This window comes from Mongoliibacter ruber (genome assembly GCF_003003005.1).
Classification (GTDB): Bacteria; Bacteroidota; Bacteroidia; order Cytophagales; family Cyclobacteriaceae; genus Mongoliibacter; species Mongoliibacter ruber.
Map to the genome: position 1 here is coordinate 213765 of NZ_PVTR01000007.1, position 19107 is coordinate 232871.

A 19107-nucleotide genomic window follows, 5' to 3' on the forward strand; every position below is an offset into this window, starting at 1 on the left:
TTAATATTACTTAGGCAAGGTGAAGTGGAAGGTGCTGCCTATGTCTATTACTGAATCTACCCAGATTTTACCTCCGATATTTTCGATTATTTTTTTACAAATGGCAAGTCCGATACCTGTACCTGAATATTTCTCCTTGCCATGTAGACGTTGAAAGATAACGAATATTTTCTTATGATACTCTTCTGGTATCCCCAATCCATTGTCGCTGATTTCAAAATGCCAATGGTTTCCTTCATCATAAGCTTTGATAGCGATCACAGGGTCTGTATCTTCTTTTCTATACTTTAGTGCATTAGAAATAATATTTTGAAATACCTGTCTGATATAACCTTTTTGAGCTCTGATGGTTGGCAAACTTACCCATTTTATTTCAGCATTGTTTTCTTCGATATTGGCTTGGAGAAGAGAGTTTATTTCTTCCAAAAGAAGGTTTATGTCCACTTGTTCGGAGGGAATATGGATCCTCCCCACCCTGGAATACTCCAAAAGATCCAATATGATATTTTTCATCCTTAAGGAACCATCCACTGCAAAGTGAATATATTGCCTGCCCTTATCGCCGAGTTCGGGACCATATTTTTTATCTATCAATGTCAAAAAACTTGTAATCATCCGAAGGGGTTCCTGAAGGTCATGGGAAGCCACATAAGCAAACTGTTCCAGCTCTTTATTGGACATGCCAAGCTCCTGATTGCTTTTCTGAAGTTCTATGTTCAGTGATTTTAAGGAGTCAAGGTTTTCTTTCCTTTCTATAGCCACTTCTAGATTAGAGATAAGTGTTTTCAAAAATGAGATCTCTTCATCTGTCCAAAAGCGTTCTTGTTTACATTCATCAAATCCAATATACCCGTAAAATTCATTGTTGTAATAAATGGGAAGCTGAATGATTGATTTGATTTGTTGTTCTTCTAATATTTGAAACAAGTTTCCTTCTGATTCTTTTGTATGCGCGATAAATGGTTCTTTTTCATGCATTTTTGCCAAAAAACTCGGGAAATTATCCAAAGCTATCCTTTGATAATTAGGATTTTCAAGCTCTGAACTTACATTTGGATCATTCCACTCCAGGATTTGCTTTGTGTACAACTTCCCTGTTTCCTTTTCAGTGAAATTTTTAAAAAAATAAACCCTATCAGCATTTACGGCTTTTCCGACCAGTTCCAAACATTCCTTTAATACTTTTTCCCAGTCTTGATTAAAAAGCAAGAGGTTGACTACCGTGGCGATTGTTTCCAATAGCCTGGTCTTATAGATTAATGAACTTTCAAATTTTTTGTTTTCAGTAATGTCTCTGGAAATCCCCACCAAACCAAGCACCTTTCCTTCATAATCCAAAAGTGGGAGCTTGGATGTACTTAATATCTTTTTTTGACCTAGGTAGTCAATAATGGGTTCTTCTTTATTGATGACAGGTATCAAATCTTTCATCACCGTCTCATCATCTTTATGAAAACCCTCAGCCAATTCATTTGGGTAAAGCTCATGTGTTGTTTTTCCGAGAGTTTCGGCTTCTGTCTCTCTGCCCATAAGCCTGACGTTGGCTTTGTTGTTGATGATATGGCGGAAGGAGGGATCTTTTACATAGATGTAATCAGGGATGTTGTCTATGAGCGTTCTGAGAAGATTCCTTTCCTGAGCGATTCTTTCTTCAGATTTTTTCTGCTCTGAAATATCCTGAAGTGCCCCTACCATTCTGGTAGGTTTACCATTTGGATCTCTCAGGATGATTGTTTTCTCTTTGACATGAGCGTACTGACCACAATACTTTCTAAATCTATATTCCGCTTCCCACTTGTCTTCATTTAAGTTATCTTTAGCGCTTTGTAGACTTTTTATGATTTCTTCCCTGTCTTCTGGATGTATGGCATGTTCCCATGTATCTTGCGTGACATAGTTGGTTTCTAATGGATAGCCAAATAGTGTCTTGTATCCATCACCCCAAAAGATGGTTTCTGATTCCATATCCCAATCCCAAATGGCATCTGAGACAGCTTTGGTGGCATACAGGAATCTTTCATTGCTTTTTTCCAGATCTTTTTTAGCCCGGAACCTTTCCGTTTCATCTATTACCGTGGAAATCATGAGACCCTGTTCAAACAAGGGGATATTTTTGGCCGAAATGATTTTTGTTTTACCTTCCTTCGTGAATACATTGATGCCATTCCAGTTCATCCTGTCCGGATTTTTGCTTGAAATGTCAGCTTCTATCATTTCCCGTATTTCTTGCCTGTATGTTGGATTTGGATAGACTTTTTCAAAAAAGGATGGGATATCCAACAGTTCCTCTCTAGGCCAACCATAGATCTCTGCAAATTTCCTGTTCATCAGCGTGACCTTTCCGGTGTTGATGTCATTGACCGCAATACCGATTGGAAGATTCTCTACAGTAGTCTGTATAAAATTATTTCTTGAACGCAGCTTTTCATTGGCTACTTTTAAATCTGTTATGTTTTGTAAAGAGCCTACCATCCGCACTATTTCGCCTTCTTCGTTTCTGATACCAAAGCCCTTATCTGTAACATTTGCGTATGTACCATCAGCTTTCAAAAACCTGTATTCATCCTCCCAGTACTCATCTTTACTGTTGAAGTATGCTATTAGGCTTTTTTCAACTCTTGCCATATCATCAGGGTGTAAAAAACCACCAAAGTCACCCATTCCGGCATTACTGCTCGAAAAACTATATCCAAACTGAGATCGCATTCCATCACCCCAAAAAATAGAATTTTTGCTTACATCCCAATCATATATAATTTCTGAGGTTGCCTTGCTGACCAAATGGTATCTTTTCAGCAATTCTTTCATTCCTTGCTTTAAGATTTCTTCTTCCGTGATATCTTGGATAGTGCCTGTATACTTGTCTTTTTTTGAAATGGGGTCAAATTGTAAAGAGGCCCTTTCATGTACCCACTTGGTGTTGTCATCACCGGTTATGATTCTGTATTTGAAATCAGCTTGTATTTTGCCTATGATGGCTTTGGAAAAAATTTTATCAAAATAGGCCTTGTCATCTAGGTGTATGGTCTTTTGCAAACTGACAGGGTCCAGGACAAAAGACTCCTGATCCACTTCCCATATTCGATACACTTCTTTGGACCAGAACAACTCACTGGTCTCTGGTATGAACTCAAAATAGCCCACTTTAGCGATTTTTTGGGCTTCAGTTAGTTTATTCTCTATTTCTATCTGTTTTTGAAAATTTCGCTTAGATGCAGTAATATCTTCGGTGGTGACCAATACTTCCTCGAAGCTGTCCTCATACCCTGGTACAACTTTCCAGCGGAGAAAGATGTGCTTTTCTGTACCATCAAGACTTTTCATTTTTGATTCTATCTCCAAGCTACTTCTGCCTTGTGTCACACAAAGTATTTCCTGCACCAAGGCTTCGTTGGTTTCCGGTAAAAAGAGTTTGTGGAAGTTGGCAAGAAGTTCTTCTTTGTCAGATGCTGCATGAAGTTTGAGGCAAGCTTCATTAAAATCTACGATTTTGATCCTTTTACTGCATTCATCAATAATTTCAGGATTTTCTTTGAGGCGGTTCAAAACAGTAATTTCAGGTTTCCCTAAAAGTTTGATTTCCTCGAGGTAAGTTTTCACATCAGAAAAGTCTTCCTCCCAAATAGGTATCGGCGTTACCTCAAAAATGGCTCTGTATTTAGAATCCTCAGAAAGCATGTAATAAAGTGGGCTTGATAATCAGGCTATGGCTTACAATAAATAGTAAACACTTTCAAAATAGGTATTATGTACTAACATTGCCAATATAAAGTATAAAATAAGTTACTAAGTGTAATTCTTGATGTTTTTCCAATTATGAAATTAGATTTGGACAATTTATAATTTAACCAAATCACCTGTTTTCACAGATTCATCACATGCGAAAGCAATCCTGAGACTATTGACCGCATCATCTAAATGATCCGTAAGGTCCAAATCATCCTGTATGGTTTGCAAAAAGTACTTTTGCTCTCTGTTGCAAAGCTCTTGGTGATCAGGCTCATCAGTCAGGTCTATCCATTGGTCCTTTTTGACAAACATATTTTCAGCGTCTATATCTGCGAAGTGGATCTTGATGCTCTCCGTTTTGGTATGGGAGTCCACATCATCTGATTTACCGGATTCACTAGCATTTTTGGCGACAATGGAAACTGCCCCTTTTGGCCCAAAAACATCCTTGATAAAAAACGCATTGTCACTGATCATGGGACCCCAACCTGCCTCATACCATCCCACAGAACCATCTTCAAACCTGATTTGAAGCTGTCCATAGTTGTAATTGTCTGTGCCAATATCATCGGTGAGACGAGCACCTATGGCAGAGACGGAGAGTGGCTTAGACCGGGTCATCTGACACATCACATCTATGTAATGCACGCCACAATCCACTATTGGGCTAAGGCTTTTCATCAGGTTTCTGTGAACATCCCACATATAGCCCTTGCTTTGTTGATTGAGATTCATCCGCATGACCAAAGGTTTGCCGAGCTTTTGCGCCTCTTCGATGAATCTGATCCAAGATGGATGGTGTCTCAAAATATAACCCACCACTACTTTTTTGCTTGCCGCCTGTGCTGCATTTACTATTTTTTCAGAACCGGCAATGGTGTCTGCCAATGGCTTTTCTATGAAAACATGGCAACCTGCATTCAGGGCCATAAGGGCGAAAGTTTCGTGGGTGTCAGGGTAGGTTGAGATACAGACAGCGTCAGGGTTGGTTTTGTTTAAAGCTTCACCATAATCATTGAATAGGGGATAGTTGGCATTCAATTTCTTATTGAGCTTTTCCTTGCTTTCTCCTCTTGCCACAAGCCCACAGATTTCAAACTCGTTCATTTGATGATAGGCCGTAGCATGGGAGGCTCCCATATTTCCGCATCCTACTACTAGTATTCTTATCGTCTTGTTAGCTTTTTTCATGAGTTTATAATTGTTTTTCAGCGGGTACCCCGATTAGTCCGGGCAGGCTATGGAATCCCTGCCTTCCAGAGGCAGGTCACAATGATAACAATCCCACCGTGACACGAACAGGCCATGCAGGCTCTAGTTCATGTTTATTCATCGGCTATGTTGGTAATCTCTTCCAGGATGATTTTGTCTAGACGGGACCACTCTGATTCCAATTTACCAAATATTTCCACAAGTGTTTCTTCTTTGGCCTTCAAAGCTGACATCTCCATGGCTTCTGATAATTCGGCAAGCACATCAAAGGCCATGGATTGTGAAGCACCTCTGATGTAGTGAGCGTTAGCTTTTACACCTTCTCTGTCTAGATTGGTGAGCATAGATTTTATGGCTTCAATTTTTTTGATGAGATCTCTGGAGGTAATCAACAGTTCCTTAAGCAAAGGCTGATAATTATCAATAAGCTGCATCAATTTGACTTTGTTGAAACTCAGTTTGCGCTCTGAGTTGCTTTCTTGGTCAATCGCATGATCTCCCGAATCCTTTAACTCTAGGTGTTTTTCCAATACAGATTTTAGAGATGCCGGGTGAATTGGTTTTGTCAGAAAATCATCCATACCTGCCTCAAAGCACTTCTGCTGATCTTCCTTTAAGGCACCTGCCGTCAGGGCTACTATAGGAACATGCTTTCCTGTTTTTGCTTCTATTTTCCGGATGTTTTGAGTAGCGTTTAATCCATCCATTTCTGGCATATGTACATCCATGAAAATCAGATCCACATCATGCGCAAGATATTTTTCCACTGCTATTTGACCGTTACCACATTCGATTACTCTGACCTTATGCAAGATGTTTCCAAGTAATGTTTTGAGCAATAGCATGTTCATGCTAATGTCCTCTGCTACCAAAACGGTGAACTCACCACTTAACTTTTGTTCCTGTAGTGGCTGAGGCTGTTGGTTTTGAGCTACATCTTGGTTTAGGTTTTCTATTTCATCAAAAAGATCAGCATAATTCAGTGGTTTGCTGATGTTTTGGTTGATTTTGAGTTTAATCATTGGAGTTTTAAGCTTCTCTCCATCAGAATAATAGCTCATGATAAATATAGGAAGCATTGAGGCATCTAACTTCAATTCCTTTCTAATCTGACTGATCACCTGAATTCCATCCACATACGGCATGTGGTAGTCTATAAGTGCCAAATCAAAATCCAGGTTCCCAGTCAAATGCTTGAAAGCTTCAAATCCATTGCCTGCAGTGTAACACTCCAAACCCCAAGATTCCAAATGCTTTTTGGTAATGGATCGTACCTCAGCATTATCGTCAACGAATAGGACTCTTTTTACAGCTTTATTTGCAAGCTCATTTCTGCTTTGTGTCACAATGACTTCAGTATTTACTGTAAAATAAAAGGTGGAACCTTTTCCTTCTTCACTTTTCACGTTGATATGGCTACCCATTTTCTCTGCAAGCAGGTTGGATATGGTCAATCCCAGGCCTGTTCCTCCAAATTTTCTTGTTGTAGAGTTGTCAGCTTGGGAAAAGGCTTTGAAAAGTTTCTTTTGTTGCTCCTCGGATATTCCTATCCCGGTATCTATTACCGAGAAATGCAGTTTACAATTATTTTCAACCGTAAACTCAGGGACTACCTGTAAGGTAACATTGCCCTTTTCAGTAAACTTGATGGCATTGTTGAGTAAGTTGATCAGGATTTGTTTCAACCTCAATGGGTCAATCAGGAATTGGTTTGGCAGAGTAGGAGGTATATCCAGAATGATCTCCAGATTTTTTTGACCCGCGGGATATTTGATGATGTCCAAGGTTTCATATAAAATCTCATGTAGATCTGATTCCACCATTTCCAAATCCAGTTTACCGGCCTCTATTTTGGAAAAATCTAGGATATCATTGATCAGGTTGAGTAGAGATTTACCTGCGGTATTGGCATTGTCAGCATATTGTTGCTGCAGGTGTGAAAGGTCCGACTTCAAGAGTAAATCTGTGAAACCAATCACTCCATTGAGCGGGGTTCTGATTTCATGGCTCATATTGGCCAGAAAATCAGATTTGGACTTGCTAGCGGCATTGGCCCGGTTGGTTTCTGCAATCAATTGTTTTTCAAACTCCTTGTCCTTGGTAACATCTGACATTTTGATATCGAGACGTATTGGGGTATCATTAGAATCAAAAATTACTTTACCGATATGACACACCCACCTGATGCTTCCATCTTTAGTGACTATGCGGTGTTCTTTTTCGTATCCGTTATTTTCCTCAAGTTCAAGTCCTATTTCTTCAATGATGTAGCGGTCTTCTTCATAAATAAATTGCGTCCAAAATTCTGGATCTTGCATGCATTCATTAGAATTGACTCCAAAAAATCTCTCAACTGAAGGAGTCACGAAAAGCATTTTATAAGTAGGCAGCTTGAATGCCCATACCACATCCTCCAATTCTGACAGGATACTCTCCAGTTGTTGCTTGGTTTTGATCAGTTCGGAAGTCTTTTTTCTGATATCATTGACATCCTGCACGGTACCATAAAGCCTTATGCAGCTTCCCATTTTGTATTCAGCCTTACCGATTAGCCTTATCCATTTTTCCTTTCCATTGGCATCGACTATGAGCAGTTCCTGATCGGTCTGTTTTTGTTTTTTGATCAATAGGTCAAGTGCTTCGGAAGCTTTATTCCTGTTAAATCCTTTTTTGAAAAAACTCAGGCTATTGTCAAATTCAAGCTGAAAATCCTCAGGGACAGCATGAATTTCTTTCATCATATCGGACCAGTGGATTTTTTTCTCAATCAAATCGACTTCCCAAGCACCTACACGCGCGGTCTTACTGGCTTGTTCCAGAATCTCCTTGGTGTTTTCAAGTTCAAATTGTATATTTTTTCTTTGAGTTACATCCGTTACCCTACCTGCATATCTTGTTTCTTTGGAGTTTTGTGAAACAACAGGGAAGGCTTTTTCATTGAGCCACCGTACCTGACCATCCAAGACTATCCTGTACTCAATATTGAAAGCGGTGCCATTAAGAAGGTTCTTGGCAGCTTCTTTACATTTTAATTTGTCTTCTTCGTGTACAAATGTATCGTTGAAGTTTTTGCCTCCGGAGAAAAAATCCAAGTTTACGCCTATTACTTTTTCAGAGTTTGGACTGAAATACTCGTACTTACCTTGATTGACATTGTATACATAATAAGCATCATCTATTGTTTGTGCGATCAGGTGCAACCTTTCCTCAGTTGCTTTTAGGGTTTTTTCCATACGCACCTTATCTGTAATGTCTACAGAGTTGGTCACTATCATGTCTTTTATTCCCCCAAATTCTGCTACAGAATTGTCATAAGCCCAATATTTATTGGTACCACTCTTGGACTTGAGCCTGAGTATGCCTTTATGCCTGCCTGCATTTTTGATTTCACTCATATAGCGCTCAATCATTGGGTAATCGTACTCGTTGAGAAATTCCCTGAGGTTTTTCCCGATCACCTGATCAAGCTCGTATCCCAAAGATTCGGCAGCGGCTACATTGATCTTGATGATTTTGCCTTCGAAATCATGAATACAGATAAGTCCCTGACTGTTGTCAAAGATGTTTTTAAAAAGGGCTTCCTCATTTTTGCGGAAACTGATGTCCAAAATAATTCCATCTATATAGATCTTGTTAGTCAATTCATCATAGAAGGTTTTTCCCCTTTCATCGATCCATTTGAGAAAGCCAGAACTATGATTGATCCTATATTGCAATTCCCATGTTTTATTTTCCCTTATAGCTTCGGCTTTTACAGCCATTACTCTTTTTAGGTCTTCATGGTGGATGATGTCCTTGAAGGATTTTTGGGGATTGTTTAGAAAATCAGCAACAGGATGACCTGTAATGATTTCAAAACCTTTGGTGAGAAATACAAAAGTTTGGTTTTCATCATCGAGAGACCTATATGGAGATCCATGGGTATTCTCAATCAAGGTATGGTAGTAGGTCTGATTTTGTTTGAGTTCGAAATTTCTCTTCCTCAATTCAAGCAATCTCATCGCCTGAGCACTTAAAGACTTTAGTCCTTTTCTTTGTTCTTGTGTCAGGGATTTTTCTTTGTCATCGGCTACGCAAAGCGCTCCCAAAGCATAGCCATCCTCTGTAATCAATGGATAGGAAGCATAAAATACAATATCAGGATCTCCTAACACAGGAGGGATATCCCGAAACCTGGGGTCAATTTTTATATTTGGAACTTCAAAAAAATCATGGCTGGTTTTGATGGCTGTGGCACAGATCGACAAACTCACAGGGGTTTCAGTCGCTTCTATTCCATGTCTGGATTTGAACCACTGTCGTTCCCTATCTACCAAAGTGACAGTGGCATATTTGGTATCACAGATTTTGGCCGCCATATCTGTGATAAAGTCAAATTCTTCCTCCTCCTCCGTATCCAAAATATGATAGGAGTAAAGTTGAGAAATCCTTAAATCCTCATGTTGTGGTTGTACGGGTTTATTCATCTTCTAGGGCAGAGCTTTTAATATAGCCAAATCTAACCAAACTGTCAGGACTTATTGTTTGATATTAATCCATCAAAGCGTTGATTTCACTTTTTGAAAGGTGGATTATACTCATTTTTAATGTTATAGGTCTTTCTGGCTTATTATTATTGTCCCTTGGGACGGCTACTATTTTATTTACAATTTCCATGCCCTTGATGACCTGACCAAAGACTGTGTAGTCTCCGTCAAGTCTGTGCAAACCATCTTTATTTTGGACAATGTAATACTGACATCTTGCAGAAAGTTTGCCTGGATTATCATCTCTTCCTGCTCCTACAGCACCATATATATGTGTCAACTGTGGGTCAAATTCAGGTTCGAGCAAGTACTCGGGATCGCTAAAACCTTCTGGAGTATCAGGACAGCCTCCTTGAGCGACAAAATCTGGTATGACCCGATTGAATGTCAAAGAGTCCCAATAGCCATCTTGAGCCAACTGTATAAAACTTGCTTTGTGACGAGGCGTCTCATCGTGTAGTTTGATAAAAATTTCACCCAAAGGTGTTTCAATCAATCCAACTGGGATTTTTTCTTGGGCGAAGTTTTGGTGGCAAACCACTGATAATAAAGTGAATACAAATACTATCTTTTTCATAGTCTAGGTTTAGACGGGAAGATATAAAAAAACCAGACAGCCTGCGTCAAAATGTAAAAATACCTTGTAGAGGGTATTTTATAGTAGTAAAGAATAGCCTATAATGTAAGTTCAAAAAGTGAAGTAAAATAGGGTCAAAAAAAGACGACCCCGACAGATAAATCCATCGGGGCCCTCTTAGATGTTTTGACGTAGATTATTAATTTTTCAATGGATTTCATGAATCTCCCTTCGGTCGACTTGCGAAGCAATACCCCATGTACTTGTAGAGAGGTTGTAAATATGTACACCTTACTGACTGCTTCCCAATGATTTTTACATTAAAGTAGGAGTATTCATAACAGACCTGCCAGGTTTTTAAAACCTGGCAGGTCTAATCAAGCATGCAACCCAAAATCTAATACATTAAGCTTTTACTAATATTCATATCCTATTCAAAAATCCTTAATAAAAAATCAAATACAATCTTTCTGACAAACTACCTTTTACCTCGCCACAGCTATTTTCACATTTGTCTTTTTTAGTTTTTCATTTCTTACATTTTGGAGAACGGTATCGACAAGGTCTTTGCGGATGGCGACATAGGAACTTTTGTCTTGTATATGAATCTGACCTATTGCATCTCCTTTGATATCTCCTTTTTTGGTCAGATAGCCCACTATATCCCCTTTGCTGATTTTATCTCCTTTTCCAGCACTTATATATAAGCACACATACTCTGGAATTACTGGCAGAAAGGCATTGGCTTCGGGTGTGATTTCCTCCGGTTTTTCTTCTATGTACCTTGGCAGGTATTCTTCTTGGGTCAAGATCAGATAACTCACTCCCGAAGCATTCATCCGGGCAGTTCTACCATTTCGGTGGATGTAGGCATCCTCTTGTTTGGGGAGTTGGTAATGTACTACATGTTTGATCTCTGGGATATCCAATCCACGGGAAGCAAGGTCTGTGGCAATCAATATATTGGAAGCGCCCATTCTGAATTTGATCAGGTTGATTTCCCTTTCAGCTTGGTCCATTCCACCATGGAGTGTGCTTGGTACGAATTCGTAATCTTTGAAGAAAAAGCTAAGCCTGTCTACAGATTCCCGATGATTGCAAAAAATAATGCAGGGATCACCTTTGAATCCTGAAACCAAACTCAAGATGGTATCTGATTTTTCTTTTACTGTTGTATAGACTACTTTTTGCTTCAACAGGTTCTTTTCTGTTTCTCCTATGAAATTCAATTCCTCGATTTTTTCTTGTGGAACAAATTCAGGAAGCCTATCCATAGGAGTGGCAGATGTAAGGATATGCCTTTGTGATTTGGGTAAAAACCTGAAAATATCCCTTATCTGATCTTCAAAACCCAATTCCAAGGACTTGTCAAATTCATCCAATACTACAAGCTTGGCATGCGAGAGGTCTATGTTCCCTTTTGAAAGGTGGTCAATAAGCCTGCCTGGAGTGCCTATCACAAGTGAGGGGGTGGATAGAAGGGAGTTACGTTCTACCCGCATTTCATGTCCACCATAGCAACAGGTGACTTTATGCTGGCTTTTGAGCGACTTGAAAACCTTCTCAATCTGAAGTGCCAGTTCTCTGGTAGGGGCTATTATCAAAGCTTGGACTTCATTTAAATTGGAATCCAAAAGTTGAAGTAGGGGAATTAAAAACGCCAAAGTCTTTCCTGATCCTGTTGGGGCCAAGAGAAGGAGGTCTTTCTTTTTTGAAAAAACGGAGATGGTCTTTTGTTGAATGTCATTAAGGGATTCGAAACCCAATTGGTCTAAAACTGCCTGTTCGATTTTTTTGCTATCGGTCATTTTGTAAAGGTAAAACAATCTTGCAGCATTAGTTTCAGTCTTGGAAGAGTTTTCGGCTTTTTTCCAAGACCTTAAACTGTATCTTGAATAAGGTTTCTAACCTTGTCTCCCAAATGCTTAAAATATTGATGATTAATTAGTTCCCTGCCTCATCTAAAGGTACCTTTAATACGTATGTTGCTTAACATACTACAAGAATCCATAAACTATGAATATACCCATCCCCTCGAATGAATTCGAAAGAATCATCCGATTAAGTGAATATGATTTTGATTACCCCGAATTAGAAGAACAGTTTAAAGACCTTACAAAATTGGCAGCCAAAGTAGCAGGGGCTGAGATTTCTTTGATCAACCTTATCGACAGTTTTACTCAGTGGTCAGTAGCTACCCATGGCATGGATCCCATCCAGACACCAAGAGAGGATTCAATATGTACTTATACTATTATGGGTGACGAGGTTTTAGAAGTGAATGATCTTAGGGCTGATGACAGGTTTAAGGACAAAGCTTATGTGAAAGGTGAACCTAGGTTCAATTATTATTTTGGAATACCCCTCAAGGATGATGAAGGCTTCAATCTTGGAGCGCTTTGTGTCATAGATAAAAAAGAAAGAGAGCTTTCTGCTGAAAAGGTCGAGTTGCTAAAGATCATAGCTGATGAAATTGTGAATAGGTTTAAGATCATCTTGACTATCCAACAATTGAAGTCAAGCATGAAAGATATGGGTCAAAACAACAAAAAAATAGCACATGATATCCGTGGCCCGTTAGGCGGAATTATTGGATTGGCGCAGGTCATTAAGGATCAGGGTGATGACAATAACCTCGAAGAGGTCTTGGAATTTATTCAATTGATTCAAAAAAGCGGAGTGTCTCTTTTAGAACTGGCAGATGAAATTCTGACCGATAAATCCCAGCAGGCTCAAAAGCCTTCAATAAATAGTCATTCTGAGTTTAACCTTGCCCTTTTGCAGAAGAAAATTACAGATATGTATGATGTTCAAGCAAAGCAAAAGGAGCTTGTACTCGATGTAAATATTGATGGGGATAATAAAGAAGTCCCTTTCAATAAGAATAAGCTGATACAGATTTTTGGAAATCTGATTTCCAATGCGATCAAATTTACTCCCTCGCAAGGGAAGGTGAAAGTTACTTTAGCCTTGATGGAAAAAGAGGATCTTAAAGAGCTTCAGGTAAGTGTGAGTGATACAGGAAGAGGTCTCAGCGAATTGCAGATTTCAGAGATTCTGGAAGGGAAAGCAAAATCCAAAAATGGAACAGAAGGGGAGACTGGCTATGGTTTTGGCCTTCCACTTGTCAAACATTTGGTAGACAGCATGAAAGGAGAGCTTCAGATAGAATCTCAACCAGGTGTCTACAGTTCCTTCACGGTACATTTACCTGTCTAGGATAAAGTCACACTTCTTCCAACAGCCGTTTTTGATTGCTGACTGGATTGGCGTACATGGCCAGAAAACTCTTGACAGCCAAAGGGTTTTTTTGGTCAACGCCCTTTTTGAAACGAGCTTCAAATAGACTTTTTTCTTCAGGACTATACTCAGACTTATACTGTTCAGTACCGGTCAACATATCATGTGCTATGTATTTGGTAGGCCATAGTTTGTAGCCCAAGATGATCTGATCGTCAATCAGGTCAGTAAATGCCTGAAATTGTTTTACTACTCCTGCAGTGTTTTCTTTGATCAGGTCAATTTTGTCATTGAGTGGTTCTCCTACATGGATATGAATACGCCTTTTTTGACCGATTATTCCGCTCAACAAAGTGCTGAAATCTTCATTTTCACCTTTTACATATACCTCTTGATTGGCTTTTGCCAGAAGTTCGGGCATTTTCAACATATCTGTGGGATCGTACTCGTAGGACATACTTACTGGTACGACATTGAGTCTTTTGAAATAATCCAAAAAGTGCTCCCCATTATCAGAAGCCATGCTGATCATCTTGAGTACCCCTTTGTGGGTCATGTCATTACCGTCCTTGGTTCGCCCTTCTCTTTGGGCTATCCATACAGACCTGTTTTCTCTCAACAGAGAATGCCTGATAAATTGAGAAATCAACCTTGAACTTTCCAATAGTTCTCTGGCCGGTAGGCCTCTCTTGATGATAAAGTTGCGTGTCAGCCTGGAAAGGGTTTTCAGAAAAGGTTTTTTGACCAAGTTGTCTCCAATAGCTGATGTGGTCATAAAAAGTCCATGCTCATATAGGCAAGCATTGAGCAAAGAAGTATCGAGGATAATGTCCCGATGGTTGGATATGAAAAGGTAGGAAGTTCCTTTGTCTAGTTTCTCAAAGCCCGAGGTAGTCAAACCAGCAGAACTTTTTTCCAATACTTTATTGACCCCAGGGTAAATAAAATTGATCTGAAAGTCTCTTATGGAATGACAGTGAAGCATCAGGTCTTTCCAATACTTATCTTCGTGATCCGGAAAAGTAAAGTTCATCATAGCCTTGAGCATAGGGTGATCTATAATTTCCCTGATAGCCTGATTGACTTCTGTATCGTAATAAGGTCTGATTTCTTCGAAAGGAGACATTCGTTTCATATTGTTGGACTACAAAGAAAGCAATTTTTAAGTAAAGGTTCTGTCTGTTTACTGCAATAATGTACATCCAAGGCATTGTGTAAAACAAATGAAGCTGCCCCAAATGGAGCAGCTTCAATAATGATTTGAGTATCAGGTTACTTGATCACTAGTCTTTCGATCTGTCTTTGACCACTCTGATCAGTGATGACAATCAGGTACATTCCTTTGGATAAGTTGGTGACGTCAAACTGTACGAAACCATCTGCCGACAATTCTGAAGCAATCAATGCTCCAAATGCCGACCTAAGCTCTACATTATGTAAACCTTCAGCACTTCTCAGACTAATATTGACCAGTCTGTTTGCCGGGTTAGGAAATATCCTCACATTTACTCTTGTAGGTCTGATCGGGAATTTTATGGTGTCGGAAGATCTTAGACAACCTAACTCATCCTGGATTTCCACCCTGTAGTCGCCCGCTCCGGCTATCCTCACGGTGTTATCTGAACCGGATTGAATCACCTGTTCGTTTTTATACCAAGTGAAGGTGTATGGCCCTTCAATGGTAGCCAATTTTCCTCGCTCAAATAATATAAATGGCTCAGGCAATTCTCTTACCACTACCTCAAAGCTTTCTGTGGTGCTGATGCAAAGATTGGTTTCCACCACAGCTCTGAATTGTCTGTTTGAGGAAAGTTCATTTATTTCAAGTGAATTAAGCCCCTCACTTCCTTCTACCAAGTCCCAAGCTTGACCATCAGTGGAAGTTTCCCAGAATAGGACCCCGGTGAAATTACCACCTAGCAATTGTAACTCCGTGCTTCCAGATTCAAAACAAAGCTCGTTTTCTCCGATAATCAAAGGAAGATCAATGTCACAACTGACCGTAAACCTTGTCTTGACAGCAAGGTGGTCGGATGTTGTGTTCAAGTAATTTGGTATCAAGTCGAAGGGTACCACCAACCGCTCTGAATTCACCAACCAATTGTCGTTGAGTTCATTAGAGATGATGACATGGTCAATCACGTTTTCAAAGGATGGGAATGACCTTAGGCCTGCATTGCTCAAACTAATAGTGACCGGTGTATAATTTTCCGGATCGTTGATATAGTTGATAAATGATGTCTCTGATGTATTGACAGTTGGCGCAGTCTGATCTGCTACTGTTTCATCCAAGTCATCATTATAATCACCCAAAATGATCAGCGGCACATCAGGATAATACGCGTCAAGTGAATCTTTCAAAACATTGACGTCATATCTTCTCATGGCATATCTTGGGTTGCCCGCACTTTCTCCGCCACCATTTGACCTTGCATGGATATTGACAAGGTTAAATTTCTGTTGCACCCCATCTATATTGGTTTTTACTTCCAGTAAGAAAGGAAGTCTTCCGCTTGCCCAGAATCTGTCTGGTGGGGATGGATAGTCAAGCAAATCTGATGCTTGAACTCCTTCTAGTAATACCCTCGTTTTGATTGGTTCTACTGTAGATTTCTTGTAGAGAAAAACGAGTTTTTGTGCCGTTTCGAAATTGTCAGGACCCAAAGATACTGCAGGAGAAACGATGCCTTCGTAATCTTCCAAAGCTTCAATCAACTCATCCAATTTTTGAGAACCTGTGATTTCTTGGAAAGCATACACATCAGCATCCAAGTCTTCTATTAAGGTTTTGACATTTTGAAGTTGAAGGTCAAGGTTGCTTGGACCGTTTCCTGCGGATCCAAACCATTCTATATTCCAGTTTACTACATCAAAAGTTTTTTCCTTAGCCAATGTTGCACCGCTAAGGTAGCCTCTTTTGACGTTGATGTCTCCAGACTCAAATGTGATAGGCCCGCTGAATGCTCCTTCAGAGGACGGAGCAAATCTTACCGTCACTGTCTTGGTTCCTGCCAATTCCTCAATAGAGTAGGAGAGGTTAGGACTGAATGTCACACCATCTTTAGAAAATTCAAAGCCACCTACAGCACCATTGTCTATTGTAAGAGGAGCTACTGGATTACTTAAGGTGAAACTGAAAGTCCTTGTTTCTGTGGAGACAGTTCCTGCCGGTACAATCCCGAAGTGGAAGTAGTCTATATTTCCGATGCTATTGGAGAAGAAAGGAGCTGCCGGTTGATCTGAGCTTCTCAATTCGAAGTCATCCAGTGTCCATCTTGCGGCACCTTCTTCAGTAGAAGAGCTGTATACAAACGCCAACCTGATGCTTTGATCGAGGTAAGCGGATAAGTCCAGTTCTCCTGAGAAAGACCATTGGTCACCATTGGCAAATCTGTCCTCCAGTTCTGTCCAGTTTCCTGAGTCAGGATCTCCTTCGACATAATCTGTTGAAATCAATAATTTCAACCTAGGCCCATTGAATGCCACACGGCTGTAGAATGAAAGCAGAGGGATGTTGAAGCCCGTAAGGTCATAAGCCGGTGTAATCAACCAATCCTCATTGAGTCTTGCGCTACCTGCTGCAAAACCATTGATCTGTAGACCAAAAGGTGCCGAGGCGGTAGGAGTGGTTCCAGCTCTACCGAAAGTAGTACATGCCCATTCCTGATCTCCCAATACACTGATTGCTGACCATCCTGTTGGAAGTCCTTGCGAACACGCTTCGTTGAAGTTTTCACTGATGTTGAATGGATCAAAAGCTGTGGCACTGACATTCAACTGAACCGGTTGACGGCCTTCAGTAGTGTGGCTGATGACAGTCTGGAATACTCCGGCATCGTCTGAAGCAAACTGAACGAAGATGCTTACAGCTGCTTCTAATTGACTTGGAGTAAGTACTAGACTCTCCACAAAGTTTTCACCATCTAATGACAAACCAAAAGGAGCCGTGGTAGACACAACTACATCACCTACAAGTTTGGCAGCATTCAATTGGTACTGTAGAATGCTTGGAATTTCATCTATCCTGAATAGTCCAAAGTCTAGAGTGGTCGGTTCAATAGTCACAGTAGGAATCAAGACTCCTTCAGCATCTTTCACTACGCCAAAGAAATTGACAGGAGAATTGCCTGGGAAGAAATTTGTGATTCTAAAAGTACCGGCTGCACCTAGGGTATTGCCATTGACAGCTGTATTGGAAGTAGATACAATTCTGAATTCTACTTCACCGGAAAGGTTTGAAAGCTGGCTTAGGTCAATTTCCTGATTTAAGAAAGTTGTGGTATTATCCCAAGTGGCAAGATCCGAACCAAAGTCATCCCCGCTATACCTCAAAGCCATAGCAGAAGGTCCACCATTGGAAGCACTTGAACCGATTTGAAGTTTGCTCAAATCCACCAATTTGTCCGGAGAAATATCAAATCCAAAGCTTAAGTAGGCGCCTTCAGCAGCATTCCAAGCCCTTGTGTTGATGGAATTGGCACCAGCATTGGCAATCAAACCGGGACCTCTTTCAAAATTTTTGGCAAGAACACCATCGCTTAGCGATAGGCCTTCAGTAGCCTCTTGGTTTCCAGGCTCTCCAGCAAAGTTCCACTCAATGAATTTCTCTGGTTCTGCTGGAGGAATGACCTCAGACTCTGCTAGGGATCCTGTAAACTGTACAGGAATCGAAACGCCTTCTTCAAAAAGGTTCGCTACCCGCAATGTCCCGCCTGAAGCGAGCGTTCCGCCATTTGCCGATATATTGCTGATGACTAAGATTCTGAATCTCACAGAACCTGTCAAAGCGGGCAATTCTGAAAGGTCTAGTCTCAAGTTGCTGAAGGTTATACCTGAATTTGACCAAGTGATCAAATCAGATTCAAAGTTGTCAAGACTATACCTCAGTGCCAAATCACCTGGTCCTGTATTGGAAGACCTTGTGGCAATTAGTAATTCCGCCATTTTGGCCTCAAATCCTTCATCTACCGTCAATCCAAACTCGAAATACGCGTTTTCACCAATACTCCAATTGCTTCCACTTATGGAATTTAAGGCGTTCGTTGGGTTGATATCACTTCCTCTGATGAAATCCAATGCAGTGATATTGATGCTTCCCTCGCCCTCAGTAGAGGCTTGATCTCCCGGTTCACCACTGAAGTCCCAAAGTCCTAAAGTGGTTGGTTCAGGCTCAGGAACTACCTCTCCAATCGGAGTACCTTCGATCAGTATGTCGTCTATTCTGTTGGTTCCACCGAAGGCAATGATGCCACCATTGACACTTACATTAGAAGTGGCTATCCATCTGATGAAAAGTTCAGCTTGATTGGAAGCAGCAGCTGGAATCGCCAAAGAGGCTACGGTGCCTGTAACAAAATTGTTAGCAACATCAAAGCTGCTTTCAGGTATAGTGGTCCAATTTGTACCATCCAAACTATAATCAATCCTGAATTCTTTGGGTCCAGTATTCGAGCTTTGTTGTTTACTCGATACACTGAGGTTTTCGAAGTCAAGTGTATTGACTTTTACTTGCCAATATTTTTCAGTTGTCGCAGCGTCCTGCCAGCCATTAGAGTTTTTGGCAAAAGTACCCGAACCGCCTGTTCCTTGCACATATGTTGTGAAGTTGATGTTTACAGGGTTGATGATTTGGGCATTTTCACCCGTGTTGTTTGCGTTGCCGAGATCGGCAAATTCTCGTTCTGAGACTTCAATAGCATCAAAAGTCCAACCTGCAATGACCTCTGTTTGTGCATTGACCTGCACAAAGAGTAACATTAACAGCTGGAACAAGAGCACCATTTTAGGTAGAGTTTGTTTCATACTTTTTAATTTGTGATGGAA

8 protein-coding genes are annotated in these 19107 nt (G+C 40.4%); 1 reads left to right on the forward strand and 7 read right to left on the reverse strand.

Annotated elements, in window-relative coordinates; genetic code table 11:
• Positions 1-6: 6 nt before the first annotated feature.
• The 5 genes from CLW00_RS13140 to CLW00_RS13160 form a co-directional block, all read right to left on the reverse strand.
• Complete coding sequence (locus CLW00_RS13140; RefSeq protein WP_106134142.1) at positions 7-3678, reverse strand: PAS domain-containing sensor histidine kinase; 3672 nt, start codon at positions 3676-3678, stop codon at positions 7-9.
• 159 nt (positions 3679-3837) lie between these two features.
• The gene (locus CLW00_RS13145; protein WP_106134143.1) at positions 3838-4920 is read right to left on the reverse strand and encodes a Gfo/Idh/MocA family protein; all 1083 of its coding nucleotides are present in this window, start codon (positions 4918-4920) and stop codon (positions 3838-3840) included.
• A 134-nt stretch (positions 4921-5054) separates the two neighbouring features.
• Complete coding sequence (locus CLW00_RS13150) at positions 5055-9407, reverse strand: PAS domain-containing protein (protein ID WP_106134144.1); 4353 nt, start codon at positions 9405-9407, stop codon at positions 5055-5057.
• Between the two features lie 64 nt (positions 9408-9471).
• The gene (locus CLW00_RS13155; protein WP_106134145.1) at positions 9472-10044 is read right to left on the reverse strand and encodes a peptidylprolyl isomerase; all 573 of its coding nucleotides are present in this window, start codon (positions 10042-10044) and stop codon (positions 9472-9474) included.
• A gap of 485 nt (positions 10045-10529) precedes the next feature.
• On the reverse strand, positions 10530-11852 hold the full coding sequence (locus tag CLW00_RS13160) for a DEAD/DEAH box helicase (RefSeq protein ID WP_106134146.1): 1323 nt from the start codon (positions 11850-11852) through the stop codon (positions 10530-10532).
• A gap of 208 nt (positions 11853-12060) precedes the next feature.
• On the opposite strand from CLW00_RS13160, the gene CLW00_RS13165 reads away from it, so the two are divergent.
• Positions 12061-13263: a GAF domain-containing sensor histidine kinase gene (locus CLW00_RS13165; protein WP_106134147.1), complete on the forward strand. Its 1203-nt coding sequence runs from the start codon at positions 12061-12063 to the stop codon at positions 13261-13263.
• 7 nt (positions 13264-13270) lie between these two features.
• On the opposite strand, the gene CLW00_RS13170 is transcribed toward CLW00_RS13165, so the two are convergent.
• Both CLW00_RS13170 and CLW00_RS13175 read right to left on the reverse strand, forming a co-directional pair.
• Complete coding sequence (locus CLW00_RS13170) at positions 13271-14410, reverse strand: 1-acyl-sn-glycerol-3-phosphate acyltransferase (RefSeq protein WP_106134148.1); 1140 nt, start codon at positions 14408-14410, stop codon at positions 13271-13273.
• A 146-nt stretch (positions 14411-14556) separates the two neighbouring features.
• Positions 14557-19086 carry a T9SS-dependent choice-of-anchor J family protein gene (locus tag CLW00_RS13175; RefSeq protein WP_106134149.1) on the reverse strand — a complete coding sequence of 1510 codons (4530 nt, stop codon included), beginning with the start codon at positions 19084-19086 and terminating at the stop codon, positions 14557-14559.
• Positions 19087-19107: the final 21 nt, after the last annotated feature.